This is a genomic window from Marinobacter sp. CA1 (genome assembly GCF_020546665.1).
In the GTDB taxonomy this organism is placed as follows: Bacteria; Pseudomonadota; Gammaproteobacteria; order Pseudomonadales; family Oleiphilaceae; genus Marinobacter; species Marinobacter xestospongiae.
The window spans coordinates 1074204-1089676 of the sequence record NZ_CP071785.1; the positions used below are offsets into that span (position 1 = coordinate 1074204).

Genomic DNA, 15473 nt, shown 5'->3' on the forward strand with positions numbered 1-15473 from the left:
GCAACACCATGAAACTGACTTCAAAACTTCTCGCCACCGCCGCGCTGTTGACCGCCTCCGCCACCGCCATGGCCCACCCCGGCCACACCGAAGGCGGCTTCACCAGCGGCCTGCTGCACCCCATGCTGGGGCTGGATCACCTGCTGGCGATGGCCGCCATCGGGTTCTGGAGCGTGCGCCAGAGCAAACTGATGAAAAACGCCACCCCCGCCTTCGTGGTCGGCGGCATGATCCTCGGCGCCGCCCTGGCCTGGGGCGGCCTGAGCCTGCCGGGCGTGGAAACTGGCATCACCTTCTCGGTACTGCTGGCGGGGATTCTGATCGCCACCCTGGCCAAGCTGCCCACTGCCGTGGGTGGCTCTCTCGTTGGGGCGTTTATGGTATTTCATGGTTTTGCCCATGGCACGGAAATGCCAGAAGGCGCAACCCTGGTCGCCTACCTGACCGGCTTCTCCATTGCCACGCTGCTGATTACGTTTGTGGGCCGTGGCCTGGGGGCGTTGATGCTGAAAGCTGACAGCCGGTTTAGCCGGGGCGTAGGCGGTGTGCTGGCGGTGGCTGGGGCGTACTTGTCCGTGGCCTGAGCGCTGGCAGGTGCCCGTAACCGGGAAACTCATGAAAGCCGTGCGGGAGACCGTACGGCTTTTTTGATGGGCTGTTGTTTGTTAACGAGATTTTGCATATCGCCCTAGGCCCGCGCACCAGAGTTGGGCTACTGTATATCGGATACAACGGATTGACATGTTTTAAGTTAGGGATGACGGATGGACTACACCCCGGTTCTTCAACCTCTCTTCACCGCCCTCTGGTACCTGATTCCCCTTGCCATCCTCGCGGGTGTGGTCAAGTCGCCCTGGTTCAAGGGCAAAGTCGGGGAGTTCGTTGTTAATGCCTCCGCACGCCTGTTCCTCGACAAGCACCGCTACCACCTGATCAAGAACGTCACCCTGCCTACCGAAGACGGGACTACCCAAATCGATCACATCATTGTTTCCCAGTATGGGGTGTTTGTGGTGGAAACGAAGAATATGAAGGGCTGGATTTTTGGTAAGCCGAATCAGCGGTATTGGACGCAAAAGATCTTCAAGCACTCGCAGAAGTTTCAGAACCCGCTGCATCAGAACTACAAGCATGCGAAGACGTTGCAGAGCCTGCTGGGGCTGAGTGACCAGCAGGTGCATTCGTTGGTGGTGTTTGTAGGGGATTCGACGTTTAAGACGGAGATGCCCAATAACGTGACGCAGGGTGGGGGATACCTTCGCTTCATCAAATCGCACTCTGAAGAACTGCTCTCTGAGGCTGAGGTTCGGGAGGTTGTCGAGAAGGTTGAGTCTGGGCGATTGGCGGCTTCGTTTCGGACGAATCGGGAGCATGTGGCGCATGTTCGGGAGATTGTGGCCAGGAAGGAGGGTGAGCTGCGGTGTCCCAAATGTCGGGGGGAGATGGTGAAGCGCACGGTGAAACGTGGGGACAATGCCGGGAAGGAGTTTTTTGGGTGTAAGGCGTTTCCCAAATGCCGTGGGGTGGTTGATTCGGCGTTATTGTGATGATGACGAATCGCCGTTATTGCAGCTCAGGGTGTTGTGGGAGGCTGTAGGTGTTTGTTTTTATTTGATTGATTTCATGGAGTGCTTCGGGCGGTGAGCGTTATGCCGCGTTCGGTATTTTTGCAATAACGAAGCGTTCCATCTAATACGCTGTTAAGCAGTAGGGAGGTGACGTGAAAATTGCAAGTGTTGCGAAAACAATCGCTGCCCTCTCTTGGTCATTAATGGCCCTTGTTTCCATGGGTGTCGGATGGAGCCTCATTGCTGGAAATCCATCAGTCTCCTTTAGTGGGGACTCGGTCAACGATCAATTTGCCATAGGCTACACAGTTGCAGGAGGCTTCCTCCTCTTGCAGGCAGCATTTACGTTTTGCAGAAAGAAGCTAGCTTTGGTTCTTTCTATCCCACTGGCACTTTTCGCCGCGATAGCGGGCTCTGGCCAGCTAAACCAGCTCTTTCAAGGCAGCATAATTACCTCTAACTATCTGATTATGTATGGGTTCGTTTTCATGGTTTCCATCCTCACTATCGCTGTCGTGGCATTTTCGGGCAATGGTGCGGACCTGGAAAATGCTTAACAATACACAGCACCGGACGCCACTGTCGTGGTGCCGGTGTGTTTGGTGTTAGCAATTTTAGGATTTCCCAGTCATTTGAGAGTTTGAGGATGGATATCACCGCAATAAAAGGCGCATACGACGGCTTCAAGCACACCAAAGAAATTTTTCAGACGTTGCTAGATGCCAAAATAGATGCAGGCGCTAAGGAAAAGGTCAGTGCTGCCATGAAAACGCTCATGGAAGCCCAAGACAGTTTGTTCAATGCGCAATCAGTGATGTTTTCTCTTCAAGAGGAGAATCAGTCGCTAAAACAGAAGGTTAAAGAGCTTGAAGAATGGCGCATCCAAATGGACTCGTATGAGCTTGTAGAGGCGCCCGGGAAGGCGGTCGTATACAAGTTTAGGGGAAGTCCTGAGCACTATGCGTGTCCGTCCTGCATGGTAGAGAAACGTGTATCGATCCTTCAAAATCGGGGTGTTGTGTCTGGCGTATTCGATTGTCCACATCCAGACTGCAAAGCAGAGTACAACGTAAATCCCTACAACAATTCCTGGATGAGCTAGCTGGTTGTGACTCTTGGGTTCGCCGAAAACGTTGCTAACAATGTGGCCAATGGGACGCCAACTACGCTGCGCTTCGTTGCCGCCCATTACCACCGGCGTTAGCTTCATGGAGGACAGTGCATGAAATGCAAAATGTGCGGTGAAGAAAAGCGATTAATTGACGCACACATAATACCGCGCAGCTTTTACGAGCCTCTTAAAGAAAACGGTCGAACCCCACGGATTGTCACTGATGTTGCGGGAGAGTACCCCAAAAGGTCCCAAACCGGCGTTTACGATAAAGAAATCGTTTGTGAGAGCTGCGAGCAGCTCTTTTCTCCTTGGGATGATTATGGGTACCGTTTTCTTTTCCAAGAACTCAACGATGAGCAGTTTATAAGGAAAGACGGTGAGATTGTTGCGTACAACTTCGGAAAGTGCGATTACGAAAAGCTGAAACTGTTCTTCCTTTCAGTCCTATGGCGGGCTTCTGTATCTAAGCACAAGATATTTGAGAAAGTTCAGCTTGGGCCTTTTGAGGAAAAGCTGCGACAAATGTTGTTGGAAAAGGACCCGGGAGATAACAGTGAATTCGCCGTTGCTTTGTCTAAGTTTGATGCCTCCGCAAATGAGACTGGGATCTTAAACCCAGATAAGACACGTTATGATGGTGTTGTCCACTATAGGTTTTACATGGGTGGGTATATGGCTGTGATAAAGGTCTCAAGCCAGCGAGCATCTGAAACGTTCGAAAAACTATACATTTCTGAGGGAAACGATGTTTTCTGCATAGTTCGGGAGTTTGAGCAAAGCCGTGAGTTTCGAGCTCTCGTTAATGTCGCTAAAAATGCAAACCGGCCGGCCAAAATCTAACCAATGCGCCAACGGGACCGCTTTGTTCCGCTGCCGATCCACAAATCGGCCCGTTACGCCAGCGTTATGTAGCCACTTCTCACCCAATACATTAGGATGGGCATAATGAATGAGCTTATGGATGATCTAGTTAAAACTTATGCAAATCTTAGTCTGCATAGTGCAAATGAAGCAGAGACCAGAAAGAAACTTATAGATCGGGTGCTGGAGGAGGTCCTTGGTTGGACTAACGACGATATTTCCTATGAAGAACGTGTCTCCGAGGATGGTAATACCACCTTTGCAGATTACATTATAAGAACTGCGGATATATCAATACTTATTGAGGCAAAACGAATTGGAAAATCTTTTAGCCTAGTTCCTGACAAAAAGAAAGTGAAGCTATCTGGCTCTTTTCTGCAAGGAGAAACTGGAGATGCAATAAAGCAAGCTAGAGAGTATTGCAGAAAAAAATCAATTCCATTTTTTGTAGTTACTAATGGTTCTCAATGGATTCTGTTCCCGGCTGTTAGAACAGACTCTGTCTCGTTTTCGGATTCAAATGCTATTATCTTTGATTCCATTGAGAGAGCGTTAGGCGAGGAATTTACAGAATTTACTGACTTGTTGTCTAGATCTGGAGTTATTGAGGGAAATCTGGCTATTCAATTGATAGGCAGAAATACCGACCAGTTTGAGGAGCGACGACTCAATAAATTTTTCAAAGGTGGTCACTCCAAAAGAGAAAATCCGATATATCCACTTATCGAAAACGAGGTAATTACTGCATTCTCCGATTCAATTATAAGTTCGGATACTGACCTTTTAGATAAATGCTACGTGAAGAATGCAGATCGCACAAAGTTTGACAACCGAATACAGATGCACCTGCAAAAGCGGGAACCTCTTTTCTCAACTCAACCGAAAAGACCAATGCGTAAGCGTGAATCGGGTTCATTGGTTGACTCAATAAACGCTGCCTACAAAAACCATCGTCCATTAGCGATTTTAATTCTGGGAACTGTTGGGACAGGCAAAACTACCTTCCTCCAGTATACGCGCAGGGTCGCCTCTTCAAAGTATTTTGAGAAGAGAAAAGATCAGCCGTATCCACATTGGATAGATATAGATTTTAGGAGCTTTTCAAAAAACGAATCACCGATAGAGTTTATATACTCCCAGTTGTTCGAGTACATTAACAATGATGATTTTTTTAAGGACTATAACAGATCAATTCGATCAGCATATAAAACTGAAATTGACGCACTCAAGTCCGGCCCCCTATTTTTGCTCTCAAAAGACGAAAAAGAGTTTGAGAAAAAGATAACAGAAGTAATAATGAGTGATTATGAGAAGAAAGTTCCATACGTAGATAAGCAGTTAACCTACGGAGCGAGAAAGTCTCCAATATTCTTGGTTATTGATAATGTTGACCAGTTTGAAGATGATGAGACCCAATCTCAGATTTTCTCGGACGCAATTGCAATAGCTAGTCGGTTAAATATAAATCTCATAATTGCGATGCGAGAATCAACATACGTAAATCATCGTGCGTCCCCTACTTTTGATGCCTTTGATTTTGATCCTTTTCATATCGAACCGCCGGAAATACCCTCAGTTTTATCAAGACGGTTTTTCCTCACAGCTCAACTTCTCTCCGGTAAAAAAGGTTCATTCACTGCACTTAACGGGGCAAATTTTGACGTCGATGATCTCTCGGTCTTTATTGACATAGTAAAAAGTTCCGTCCTTGGGACGGAAATAGGCGAGAGAATAGATGTATTGGCCAACCATGATGTCAGGTTAGCCTTAAGAATGACTCGTGAGTTTCTTGCCAGAGGCTATACTGATCCTGCTAAAGCACTTAGAAAATATAAAAGCGAAAATAAATACACGCTGCCTAAACAGGAAGCATTTAGGTCAATATTGCTTGGCAATCAATCAGTTTACAGTGAAGAATTTTCAGTTATTGGCAATCCATTTGATTCTAGGCTTGGCAGGTCCAACGGAGAACTTCTAAGGCTTTTTGTTTTAGCTGCTTTGGTGAAACAAAGTGGAAGTAATGGTGGAGGTTACATAGATGGTCCAGATGTTAGGGGCAACTTAAAGGCTATTGGTTTCTCTGAATCTGATACGTTAGATGTGCTAGGCGATCTCTGCTACTTTAGGTTTGCTCACACAAAGTCCCACGGGAAGGCAGACTTTTCGAGCAGTTACTTTGCTAGTAGGTTAGGCGGGCATATAGTAAGAAATTTAATAAGTGACTTTACCTTTATTGAAAATGTAATGATGGATACCTTTATCGCGGACAAGGGTTGCTGGGAGCGATTGAAGAATATATCGACCCAGGTACAAGAAGAAAGGAATATAGTAAGTCGAATAAAGCTAAGAGCGGAGAGAGCTGAGGTGTTTTATGAATTCATGCTCACTGAGTATATAAGAATTTTAAATGAGGCTCTAAAAAGAGGATTGGATCCAGTATGGTTAACAAATCCGCTTGAGGAATTAAAAAATACCTTGAATACCAATCTTCAGAAAGCTGTCCAATCTGCAATTCGAAACTACGGGTAGCTACATAACCGGATTAACGGCGGATTAACGGGGTCCGGATTAACGGGGTCAGATCGATTTTAAATTGATCAATTCGGATTAACGGGGTCAGATCGATTTTAAATTGATCAATTCGGCCCCGCCCCGAACATCCGATACAATCCTTCTGACAAGCTAACGGGTTGGCTCCAAACACTCAAACGAAATTGCACCATGGCACGGAAGACATACACCTTCGGGGTTAGGTCTTGCCTTTTGCCCTTCCGGCCTGAAAAAAGCCAAATAGCAAAATATAAGATCTGGGGGCACTCTTACTGAACGTATGCCAGTCGCAGGTAGAAAGATGCAACGCCTAACACAGCTAAAGGGGTCAGATCGATTTTAAATTGAACAATTCGGCCCCGCCCCGAACATCCGATACAATCCTTCCGACGAGCTAACGGATTGGCTCCAAACACTCAAACGAAATTGCACCATGGCACGGAAGACATACACCTTCGGGGTTAGGTCTTGCCTTTTGCCCTTCCGGCCTGAGAAAAGCCAAATAGCAAAATACAAGACCCGGGGGCACTCTTACTGAACGTATGCCAGTAGCCAGTCGCAGGTAGAAAGATGGAACGCCTAACACAAATTTTGATTTTACTCTGTATCGTCGCGCTCGCGGGCTGTGAGAAAAACAACGTCATGACTGAATCGACAACCAAATCCGAGCCAGTTGTTAATCACTCTATTGGGAATCTGGACCATCTAATAGCTTTACCTGCTGAGCCGGAATCAGTGAAATGGTCCCGGACCAACACTGCCGACAGGGGCGGCGATTCGGGGCTTGTAGCGGTGTTCCGTTTTAGCCAGGAAGACTATGAGTCAATACTCAAACGGAGCGACGGTCACGAGGTTGTAGGCGACGCGATCGTCAATCAGAGCTTCTACGATAAGTGGGTTCCGGAGGAGGTGAAAGAAAACCTGGCGGGAGAGCTCCATGCCGACGGTGAATCGATTGTGTTGGTCGGACGCCCGAGCCTTAAGCCAAATCTGTTCGTTAACAAGGAAACCAGTTCGCCGTATATTCATGGGAACGTGTACCCCTTGGGTATGGGATATATCGCCCTGGGTTTGTACACAATGTAAAAAAACGCGGTGCAGGGTGTGGCGGTTGCAGCACCACGCCCGTTCATTTCTGCGAGCACATCTGGTCCGATGCTCAAAGGGGGCAAATCGATTTTTATTTGATCAATTCGGACCAGCCCCGAACATCCGATACAATCTTTCCGACGAGCTAACGGATTGGCTCCAAACCCTCAAATGGAATTGCAACATGCCACGGAAGACACGGATGTATCTCCCGGGCGTTCCTGCTCATGTGGTTCAGCGTGGCCATAACCGGGATGCCTGTTTTTTTGCGGAAGAGGATTTCCGCTTTTATCGTCAGGTGTTGGGAGAAGGTCTGAAGCGTTACGGCGCAGAACTTCATGCCTATTGCCTGATGACCAACCATGTTCACCTGCTGTTGACGCCCAAGCATACCGACAGTATCTCCCGGCTCATCCAGCATGTGGGGCGCCAGTACGTTCAGTACATAAATAAAACATACCGACGGTCGGGGACGTTGTGGGAAGGGCGGCATAAAGGCAGTTTGGTGGATGCCGAAAACTACCTGCTGAGTTGTTATCGCTACATCGAGCTGAACCCCGTCACGGCCTGTATGGTCGATCAGCCGGAGCAATATCCCTGGAGCAGCTTTCGCATGAATGCATTAGGGGAGTTCGATGAATTGGTGACGGCCCACCCGTTGTTTCTGGCGTTGGATCGGGAAGAAACCAAGCGTCGTCAGGCATATCGTGAACTGTTTCGATTCAGCCTTCCTGACGAACTGAGGAATGAGATCGCTGATTGTTTATCGGCCAGTCAGCTGTTGGGACGGAGCCGTTTCAGAGAACAGGTGGAATCGACGCTCGGGCGTAAGGTGGGGCAGGTGAGCCGTGGGCGACCAAAGGGGCAGACCGAAATGATCAATTTAAAATCGATCTGACCCCTTTTTTTCGCTTTTCGGACCCTTTTAGCGACTTCCCTACTGCTATTGATCGGATAGCAGCGACAGCAGCGTCTGGGTGTGTTCCACCGCCTCGCTGCCGCGGCTGGTGAGGTAACCACCATCGTGCTGGGTGATCAGGCCCTTGTTGAACAGCCGCTCGGCGGCGGACACCGCCTCCGGCGCCGCGCTGTGCTGGTGCACCTTGATGCCTTCCTGGGAAGAGGCCGAATCAAACAGCGCAAGCAGGTTCAGTTCGGCAATCTGGTCGGGTGAAAACGGCATGGCATGTCCTCTGTATTGTTTTGGCTTGGAATTGTTATTGGTTCGTCGTTATCGAGGTGGGTTTACAACAGTTGTATACGAGGCAGCGGCATCAGACAAAGTTTATTTACGCTGGTCCTGCCCACTGATGTCCAGGTTCCAGCTGAACCGAATCGAGCAGATCTATTTTCAGACCAGTTTTTGACCAATTTGGACCCTCATCCCGGCAGGATTAAAGCGAGCAGCCAGAATAGCGCCTATCTGGCTGGGAATGGATTCTGGGCTTTCGCTCTGCAATGGCAAGGAGAACCCAATGCCCCGTCAGGCTCGGGTTATCGTGCCCGGTCCCCCACATCCACAATGTTCAACGTGGTCGTAATCGTCAGCCGGTGTTTGTTGAGGATTACGGAAAGCGCGACAAAGTAGAAATAGGCCTGTCACGGTTTTTAATGGCTAAAATTCCTTTCTCCCTCAACTGGCGTTTGTATGACTTCGGAGATCAATCATTCATATACATATAGCCGGCACGCATAGCCGGTTTCTTTGCTGAATCTCTCTATCCCTTGTGCCACAAGAGATCTGGTCGTTTGTCTCTGGGCTTCCAGCAACATTTCCTGCAGTTTCTCTGAGTAACGTACGTGGCAATACCGGTTTACCTCGGTGCTGGTGGTCACCAGAATCCTCGTCTTTGACGTTTTTGAACGCCTGTTCATGAACGAGCCGAAATGGAGTGGGGGCCTCGATGAGAGCTTTACTAAATGCCTATCTGAATACTTCTCTGGTGTTGCGCATTGGCATTGCGCTTGTACTGGGTCTGGTTGTTGGGCTGGTGGGTGGGCCCGCCGTGGTCGAGTGGCTGGCCCCTCTGAGTGAGTTGCTGCTGCGGTTGTTGAAATTTCTGATTGTGCCGATTGTGCTGTTTACCCTGATGGTGGGGATCAATCAGGCCAACCTGGGCAGCATGGGGCGCGTGGGTTGGAAACTGTTGGGCTTTTACGTGCTCACCTCGGCCCTGGCCATCTCGGTGGGTCTGCTGGTGGCTTCCGCCTTCTCTCCCGGTAGTGGCCTGGAGCTGACCTCGTCCGAAACGGTGAAGGTGCCGGAGAATCCGGGCTTCATTCAGGTGCTACTGAACATCGTGCCTACCAACATTGTTGGGGCGTTTGCTGAGCCCAACCTGTTGGGGGTTATTTTTACGGCGGTGGTGTTTGGCATCGCACTGATGAAGTTGCGGGAATCCGAGGCTCATGGCGAAATGGCCGAGCGGCTTTATGGTGTGGTCTCTGCCCTGAACGAGGTCACCATGAAAGTGATGGCCGGCGTGTTGCAATATGTGCCGATAGGTGTGTTTGCCATTGTGGCCCACACCGCTGGTAAACAGGGTACCGCCACGCTGTTGGCACTGGGCGACATGGTGATGGTGTTGTACATCGCGCTGGCGGTGCAACTCGCGGTTTATGCGGTGCTGATGCGTCTGAATGGTGTGAATCTGGTGAGCTTTGTGCGGGAGGCCCGGGTGCCGGTGGTCACAGCATTTGCCACCCAGAGCAGTTCAGGTACGTTGCCGCTGACCCTGAATGCGGCTCGCCGGCTGGGCATTCCCCAGCGTATCTATGGTTTTAGTTTGCCACTGGGTGCAACCATCAACATGGACGGAGCCGGCATTCGTATCGCCATTTCAGCGGCCTTTGCCGCCAACGTGGTCGGCGTGCCGCTGGACGTTGTCACCATGCTGGAGATTGTTCTGATCGGGACGCTCGCTTCCATCGGGACTGCTGGCGTTCCCGGAGCCGGTATTGTGATGATTGCCACGGTGTTTGCCCAGGTTGGGCTACCGATCGAAACGGTTGCTCTGCTGGTGTCTATCGATGCCCTGGTGGGCATGGGGGCAACGGCCATGAACGTGACCGGGGATCTGGTCTGTACCTCGGTGATCGCCCGCTCCGAAGAAAAGTACGAAGCGGGCGAGGATCGCTTGGCCATATCGTCAGAACAACATTCCTAGAAAACGGACCGAAACAGGGCAAGGTTTCCGCCTGGCCTGTTTCGGTCCTGCTCCTTCCTCATTCCCGCCACGTGCCCCCTGCGTACTCTGAATTAGCGCCCAGCGAGCTACTGGAATGCGCTTCTGTGCCTTGGCACAGAGTCCGGACTTCAGTTTTTTGCCGACTGCCCGGGCTCCCCAAATTTTTGCCTCGTTTCTCCGCCAATACCGCGAATTGGGTCTAATCTGACTCGGGAGGCATTTGGATGCAGTAGGATAGTTAACCGGCCCCGGTGGCTTGAACGGTGCCTTAACCCGTTATGGATTCAGAAAGAGGGAGCTTTGATGGTTAAGGCAATGACGTTCCTGCTGCTGGTATTGCAGAGCTTTAGTCCGGTATTCGCGCAAACTCAGGACATTGATGAGTCGGAAAGCCGGCGTGGCCAGTTTCAGTTTGCCCTTCACTACGATAATGAAATCCGCTATGGCGGTTCCAAAACGCCGTTTACGGCCGGACGTGACCTGTCCCACGGAGATAAAGTTGTTGTTGTCACCCATGTAAATGGCAGTCCCTCCCAGACCAACGGCGGGCAATTCACCTACAGAAAGCTGGCAGAGCAGAATCTCAGTGTCACCAGGTCGATTGTGCGCAATCTCGGGGTGAGTATTGATCATTTCGTTTTCTATACGGAAAAGGACGATGGTCGATCCAGCTATTACGACCCATTTATGACGGTGTTGGCGGCGTTCAACGAAGACCGCGAATCGGCCCTGCCTGCCGAGGAACTTGATGTCATTGCCTCGGTTTTCTTCAGGTCGGAGCATGTGGGTGATATTGCCAGCCTCAAAGGCCAGACGACGGAGTGGACGCCAGACCGGTACAGAAACTTCCTCATATCGAGCTGGGCCAGGGATGTTCTGATCGATATGGCAGTCATGGCGATGAGGAGCGGTGACTACGAGTTGTCGTCCCGCTTGCTGGAACCTGCCATTTCGGTGGATCACCCACCCGCGATGTATTTGATGGCGGCCATACGGGACAATCTTGGAGACAAGGCAGGCTCGGTAAGCTGGTTAAAGAAAGCCAGTGATGAAGGGCATAGGCAAGCCACGTACATGCTGGCCCTGAGACTGGAGTCGGGTGCTGGTATTCCCCAGAACCACGACGAATCCATCCGCCTGCTGACGGTTGCGGCGGAGGCTGGCCACAGCCAGGCGGCTTTCCGTCTGGGCAGGCATTACCTCGACGGCAAAATTGTGGAGCAAAACTCAGAGGAAGCCGCTCGGTGGCTGGCGGTCGCGGAGGCGGGCGGAATTGGTGAGGCGTCGCCGTTTAAAGGAAAAGCCGAGCATCTCTTGGACCTCGAACGTCAAATGGGGACCCTGAGAGAGGAGACGGATCAGCTAACGGAGCAAATCGCGGCGCTTAATGAAGCTTCGGCTATTCTTGAGGTCAATAGCAATCACCCTCTGAACCGTCTTTCCCACGATCAATGGAAGGTGCTTACCATAAAAATGCAAGAGAACAAGAGTTACTACGACGACGTTGAGGGCATTGTTTATTGGCGCAGGGTCGAGGCACTTGCCCGTCAGCTGGGGTTCTTTGAATAGGACAAATGGGGCCGATGTGTTTGTCGGTGGAAATAGGTCTGTTTAGGTTTTTGCCGATCTGCGTCCTTCCTGGGTCCCTCCTCGAGTTAATTAACTATATGAAATATAAAACAATATTAACGGGTTGCATCAAGTTTACGTCTGACACTCTCGAGCGGATCATAGAGCTGACAAGTGCCTGATGGGACCGAGGCGATGGCTTCATTCTCGTCATGCTGGGTCAGCCAGACCACCTGAATGAGGGTATTCAAATTGATGAATATGAAGTTACTGCTCGCTTTTCTATCTCTGATGGTCGCCTCATTGGGTGCCGTTGCCGATGATACAGTCGACGCCGCGCTGGGTGGCGGCATAGGCGGAGCCATTGGGGCTGCCATCGGTAATGAGGTAGGTGGCAGAGATGGCGCTATTCTCGGCGGTGCCGTCGGCGCAGCAACTGGGGCAGCTATTACCACGAAAGATGATAACGAATACCGCCACGACCGCGATCGCCGTCGTCGTGACTACGATGATCGTAGATCTCACCGTGAGTCTGGTGGTCATTTCTGCCCACCGGGACAGGCGAAAAAGGGCAACTGCTGAAACATGACGGGCCTGCAATTTGACCTGTGCGCTTCAGAAAAACCTTCTCCAACGGAAAGGCTTTTCTGAACGTATGATCCCGGAGTGGACCCAAAGGTAAGGCCTGACTCTGTGCTATGGGGGTGACTCCTGTCTGGGTCAGTAAACAACAGGGGTGGATGGAGCTCCCGCCGGGGTGGCGGTGTACAACATGCCCTCTGATTGGATTGTCGATTGTAGTAACGCGTCAGTGTGACTTCCGGCCGGTTGCTGATGGTGCGTAACTCTTCTGTCAGAGAGCCTGAAGTCATGGCCTCCGCATAGATGCAAAGACAGCGTTACCAGTCTTCACCAGGCACATCTTGCCATTCATCAAAGGGGTATTCTGCGCCGTTGAATTTGAGAGTCATCGTCAAACGGCGGTTCGGGCGGGTGGTGGTTTCTCCGTCATAGCTTTCGATAACGGTTGGGTAAACCAGCTGTAAATCACGCAGGCTATGGCTGCTTGTCGGCAGTACATTGATATAGCCTTCTGCAATTTCACGGGTAAAGTGGTTTGCTTGATAGTCCGCGTTGATCTCTTGCCAGACATACAGGGGCAAATGATCCACCAGCGGCACTAGCTGGCCGTGTTGCGGCGTCCCGCTGAAGAGAGTGAGAAAAAGATTACGGCCACCTTGTGCATATCGAGGCCAGTCGCCCGAAGCCAGCCGCACGCCAAAGGCGCGATTATCGTCGGTTACATGATAGCGCGCGGTATCCAACCAAATCATGCCGCTATCAACTCGGGTTGTGGCATCTCCGGTGTCAATGCGGCTCTCGAACCGGGCTTTTATTTCATAGTTGTGCGCCTCCAACAGCATCACCCGCCATTGGTAACTGTCTTCATAGTCGCCGTCAGCCTTGATCACAGCAGAAGCAAGGAGCGTATCCTGGTCATCGGGCAGCACCTTGCAGGCTGATGCGACCAGGTATTCAACGTTTAATTCCGTCTTGAGAGAATTGAGTGCGCCAGGTGGGCAGGGCTGTTCCTCGCCGGCGTGGCCCACAAGAGCGGTGCCAAGCAGTACAAGCAATACGATAAGCTGGTTCATCGATGTCCTATTTGTGGCTTACAGGATGCCAATGCCTCTTTATCTCGGCTGGTCAATAAAGAATCGAAATGCCCGGTGAGCCGGAAGAGGGTGAGTTTCCAGATTCATTTCCCACCGTCCACTCTAGGGCTGTGAGTCTGAGTTGTCGTTGCGTGTTTCGGAGAGCGTGATTATTAGCTGATGAGTCTCCAAGCCGGGTATAAGCCCAGAAACCTAAAGCATGCTGCGTTCTCGCCAATAGCCAGGCTTTCTGGACTGATGAGCAACGGCGACTATGATGGTTTCCTCGAGCATCTCAATTGCAACGATATCGTACGGAAACCGGTCAATAATCAGTCGTTTTGCACCAGTATCGTCAGCTTGTTCAGGAAGGGGAGATAGGGGGCTCAAGTTTTCTTCAATAATATCAATGGCGGCATCCACGGCAGCGAAAAACTCCGCGCCGAGACCCGGCTGTCGATGCTCATACCATTCTGCGGCTGCGATCGCTTCCTGCGCGGCCTCTTCCAGTATCCTTACTGTTCGCACTTTTACTCGCTTAACCTTGCTCGCATCTTTGATCGGAATTCATCACGGCTTAGCAGTGTGGCTTCACCGTTTTTGACCTTTAAGACACGTCGAACAATTTCGTCGCTCCAGGCCTGCTCGACAGAGCCGTCGCGAGGGCCGTCCAGGCTCATGATAAGCTCGCGGGCTAACGCCGCGCGTTCCGATTCGGAAAGAGTAGAAATCTGAGAACGCAGGTTTTCTAGTGTTTCGGTAGTCATAGGGCCTCCGCGAGTGCCGATACAGTCATGCTATCCCGATTCAAAGGCCCCAACAAGGTTGTGCCGGTTTGGCGGATTTTTGCGGGCCGCATTGATCTTCGTGTGGAACTACTGAGTGGCCCTGGATGGCCCAGACGTGAGAGACAGACATATCGTGGTGCTCTTACCTTCTTGCTAAGCAACGTCATTGCGGGCTGCAATTGACGAGGCCGTCAGTTCGCTCACGTCCACATGACCGAATATCGGCTCCAGATCCCGCCCGACCAGATGCCTGGGCCGGGCCGGCGTCCTCACTGATTAACGTGGTCAAACGAAAAGCGAGCGGGGGCTTTTCAGTGAATCCCCCGCAGTGCTTTTGTGGTATCGCCTCAAGCGTAGGCAAGGGTGAAGCGGGCATTCTGATGAGCCGGTTCTTCCAACTCATCGATCATGGCTTTGGCGTAGTCTTCCACCGAGATCCGGCTCTCGCCGTTCGCATCCGTCAGTAACTGGTCACTTCCCAACTGGTACCGACCAGTACGCTCACCCGGCGCGATCATGGCCGCCGGTGACAGCATGGTCCAGGCAACGTCGTCCTGTCCTTGTAGTGCGTTCAGGGCATAGCGTGCTCCCTCTGCGGTTGCTTTGTACTGGGCTGGAAAGTCGGGGGTGTCGATCAGTTGTTTGCCGGGCGCCACCTCCAGGGAACCGGCACCACCCACAACCACCAGACGTTTGACGCCTGCCAGTTTGGCGGCGGACAGAATGCTGTCGAAGCCCTTGGCGAAATAGCCGGCCACGTCTTCCTGGGCGTGGCCAGAGAAGGCGCTGAGCACGGCATCAAAGCCCTGGAGCTGGTTCGCGAGGCGTTCGGTCTGCTGCACATCGGCTTTCTTTACGGTTAATCCGTCTCTGGCTTCCAGGCGCTCCGGACGGCTGACCAGGGCGGTTACCGTATGGCCCCGGCTCAGGGCTTCGTCTCGCAGGGCGGAACCGATAAATCCGCTGGCACCGATAATTGCAATGTTCATGTTGTCGTCCTCATTGAATGGTCATCGATGAGGTCTATTGTGTTCGGGATGATTGATTTGAAAAATAGGTCGTTTGATAATTCATTGTTATCGAACTCATAA

At 51.2% G+C, this 15473-nt stretch carries 16 protein-coding genes; 10 read left to right on the forward strand and 6 right to left on the reverse strand.

Annotation, left to right across the window (positions count from 1 at the left end; all coding sequences use genetic code 11):
• The first annotated feature begins 8 nt into the window (after positions 1–8).
• The 8 genes from J2887_RS04955 to J2887_RS04990 all read left to right on the forward strand — a co-directional run bounded on the left by J2887_RS04955 (position 9) and on the right by J2887_RS04990 (position 8080).
• Positions 9–584 carry a HupE/UreJ family protein gene (locus J2887_RS04955; RefSeq protein WP_227174546.1) on the forward strand — a complete coding sequence of 192 codons (576 nt, stop codon included), beginning with the start codon at positions 9–11 and terminating at the stop codon, positions 582–584.
• Between the two features lie 180 nt (positions 585–764).
• Positions 765–1547 (forward strand): nuclease-related domain-containing protein, encoded by a 783-nt coding sequence (locus J2887_RS04960; protein ID WP_227174548.1) that lies wholly within the window; start codon positions 765–767, stop codon positions 1545–1547.
• A 173-nt stretch (positions 1548–1720) separates the two neighbouring features.
• The gene (locus tag J2887_RS04965; protein ID WP_227174550.1) at positions 1721–2125 is read left to right on the forward strand and encodes a hypothetical protein; all 405 of its coding nucleotides are present in this window, start codon (positions 1721–1723) and stop codon (positions 2123–2125) included.
• Between the two features lie 89 nt (positions 2126–2214).
• Positions 2215–2670, forward strand: a complete 456-nt coding sequence (locus tag J2887_RS04970; protein ID WP_227174552.1) for a hypothetical protein — start codon at positions 2215–2217, stop codon at positions 2668–2670.
• A 120-nt stretch (positions 2671–2790) separates the two neighbouring features.
• Positions 2791–3522 carry a hypothetical protein gene (locus J2887_RS04975; RefSeq protein ID WP_227174554.1) on the forward strand — a complete coding sequence of 244 codons (732 nt, stop codon included), beginning with the start codon at positions 2791–2793 and terminating at the stop codon, positions 3520–3522.
• Between the two features lie 105 nt (positions 3523–3627).
• Complete coding sequence (locus J2887_RS04980; protein ID WP_227174555.1) at positions 3628–6072, forward strand: P-loop NTPase fold protein; 2445 nt, start codon at positions 3628–3630, stop codon at positions 6070–6072.
• 591 nt (positions 6073–6663) lie between these two features.
• The gene (locus tag J2887_RS04985) at positions 6664–7179 is read left to right on the forward strand and encodes a hypothetical protein (RefSeq protein WP_227174556.1); all 516 of its coding nucleotides are present in this window, start codon (positions 6664–6666) and stop codon (positions 7177–7179) included.
• Positions 7180–7366: 187 nt separating this feature from the next.
• Positions 7367–8080, forward strand: coding sequence for a transposase (locus J2887_RS04990; protein ID WP_227174557.1), 714 nt, complete (start codon positions 7367–7369; stop codon positions 8078–8080).
• A gap of 45 nt (positions 8081–8125) precedes the next feature.
• On the opposite strand, the gene J2887_RS04995 is transcribed toward J2887_RS04990, so the two are convergent.
• The gene (locus tag J2887_RS04995) at positions 8126–8365 is read right to left on the reverse strand and encodes a TIGR02647 family protein (RefSeq protein WP_227174558.1); all 240 of its coding nucleotides are present in this window, start codon (positions 8363–8365) and stop codon (positions 8126–8128) included.
• Between the two features lie 721 nt (positions 8366–9086).
• Between J2887_RS04995 and J2887_RS05000 the strand changes: the two genes are divergently transcribed.
• Positions 9087–10349, forward strand: coding sequence for a dicarboxylate/amino acid:cation symporter (locus tag J2887_RS05000; RefSeq protein WP_227174559.1), 1263 nt, complete (start codon positions 9087–9089; stop codon positions 10347–10349).
• A gap of 336 nt (positions 10350–10685) precedes the next feature.
• Entirely contained in the window at positions 10686–11939 is a 1254-nt protein-coding gene (locus tag J2887_RS05005) for a tetratricopeptide repeat protein (protein WP_227174560.1), read from the forward strand.
• Between the two features lie 300 nt (positions 11940–12239).
• Here J2887_RS05005 and J2887_RS21800 read toward each other — a convergent pair whose 3' ends face one another.
• The 5 genes from J2887_RS21800 to J2887_RS05030 all read right to left on the reverse strand — a co-directional run bounded on the left by J2887_RS21800 (position 12240) and on the right by J2887_RS05030 (position 15371).
• Entirely contained in the window at positions 12240–12482 is a 243-nt protein-coding gene (locus J2887_RS21800) for a hypothetical protein (RefSeq protein ID WP_227174561.1), read from the reverse strand.
• Between the two features lie 356 nt (positions 12483–12838).
• Positions 12839–13594 carry a hypothetical protein gene (locus J2887_RS05015; RefSeq protein WP_227174562.1) on the reverse strand — a complete coding sequence of 252 codons (756 nt, stop codon included), beginning with the start codon at positions 13592–13594 and terminating at the stop codon, positions 12839–12841.
• Positions 13595–13807: 213 nt separating this feature from the next.
• The gene (locus J2887_RS05020; protein WP_227174564.1) at positions 13808–14122 is read right to left on the reverse strand and encodes a type II toxin-antitoxin system RelE/ParE family toxin; all 315 of its coding nucleotides are present in this window, start codon (positions 14120–14122) and stop codon (positions 13808–13810) included.
• A gap of 2 nt (positions 14123–14124) precedes the next feature.
• On the reverse strand, positions 14125–14361 hold the full coding sequence (locus J2887_RS05025; protein WP_227174566.1) for an addiction module protein: 237 nt from the start codon (positions 14359–14361) through the stop codon (positions 14125–14127).
• Positions 14362–14729: 368 nt separating this feature from the next.
• On the reverse strand, positions 14730–15371 hold the full coding sequence (locus J2887_RS05030) for an NAD(P)-dependent oxidoreductase (protein ID WP_227174568.1): 642 nt from the start codon (positions 15369–15371) through the stop codon (positions 14730–14732).
• Positions 15372–15473: the final 102 nt, after the last annotated feature.

Coding starts and splice junctions, on each gene's coding strand:
- J2887_RS04955 (WP_227174546.1), top strand. CDS start 9: ATGAAACTGACTTCAAAACTTCTCGCCACCGCCGCGCTGTTGACCGCC.
- J2887_RS04970 (WP_227174552.1), top strand. CDS start 2,215: ATGGATATCACCGCAATAAAAGGCGCATACGACGGCTTCAAGCACACC.
- J2887_RS04995 (WP_227174558.1), bottom strand. CDS start 8,365: ATGCCGTTTTCACCCGACCAGATTGCCGAACTGAACCTGCTTGCGCTG.
- J2887_RS05025 (WP_227174566.1), bottom strand. CDS start 14,361: ATGACTACCGAAACACTAGAAAACCTGCGTTCTCAGATTTCTACTCTT.
- J2887_RS05015 (WP_227174562.1), bottom strand. CDS start 13,594: ATGAACCAGCTTATCGTATTGCTTGTACTGCTTGGCACCGCTCTTGTG.
- J2887_RS04985 (WP_227174556.1), top strand. CDS start 6,664: ATGGAACGCCTAACACAAATTTTGATTTTACTCTGTATCGTCGCGCTC.
- J2887_RS05000 (WP_227174559.1), top strand. CDS start 9,087: ATGAGAGCTTTACTAAATGCCTATCTGAATACTTCTCTGGTGTTGCGC.
- J2887_RS04980 (WP_227174555.1), top strand. CDS start 3,628: ATGAATGAGCTTATGGATGATCTAGTTAAAACTTATGCAAATCTTAGT.
- J2887_RS04960 (WP_227174548.1), top strand. CDS start 765: ATGGACTACACCCCGGTTCTTCAACCTCTCTTCACCGCCCTCTGGTAC.
- J2887_RS05005 (WP_227174560.1), top strand. CDS start 10,686: ATGACGTTCCTGCTGCTGGTATTGCAGAGCTTTAGTCCGGTATTCGCG.
- J2887_RS21800 (WP_227174561.1), bottom strand. CDS start 12,482: ATGACCACCAGACTCACGGTGAGATCTACGATCATCGTAGTCACGACG.
- J2887_RS04975 (WP_227174554.1), top strand. CDS start 2,791: ATGAAATGCAAAATGTGCGGTGAAGAAAAGCGATTAATTGACGCACAC.
- J2887_RS04990 (WP_227174557.1), top strand. CDS start 7,367: ATGCCACGGAAGACACGGATGTATCTCCCGGGCGTTCCTGCTCATGTG.
- J2887_RS05030 (WP_227174568.1), bottom strand. CDS start 15,371: ATGAACATTGCAATTATCGGTGCCAGCGGATTTATCGGTTCCGCCCTG.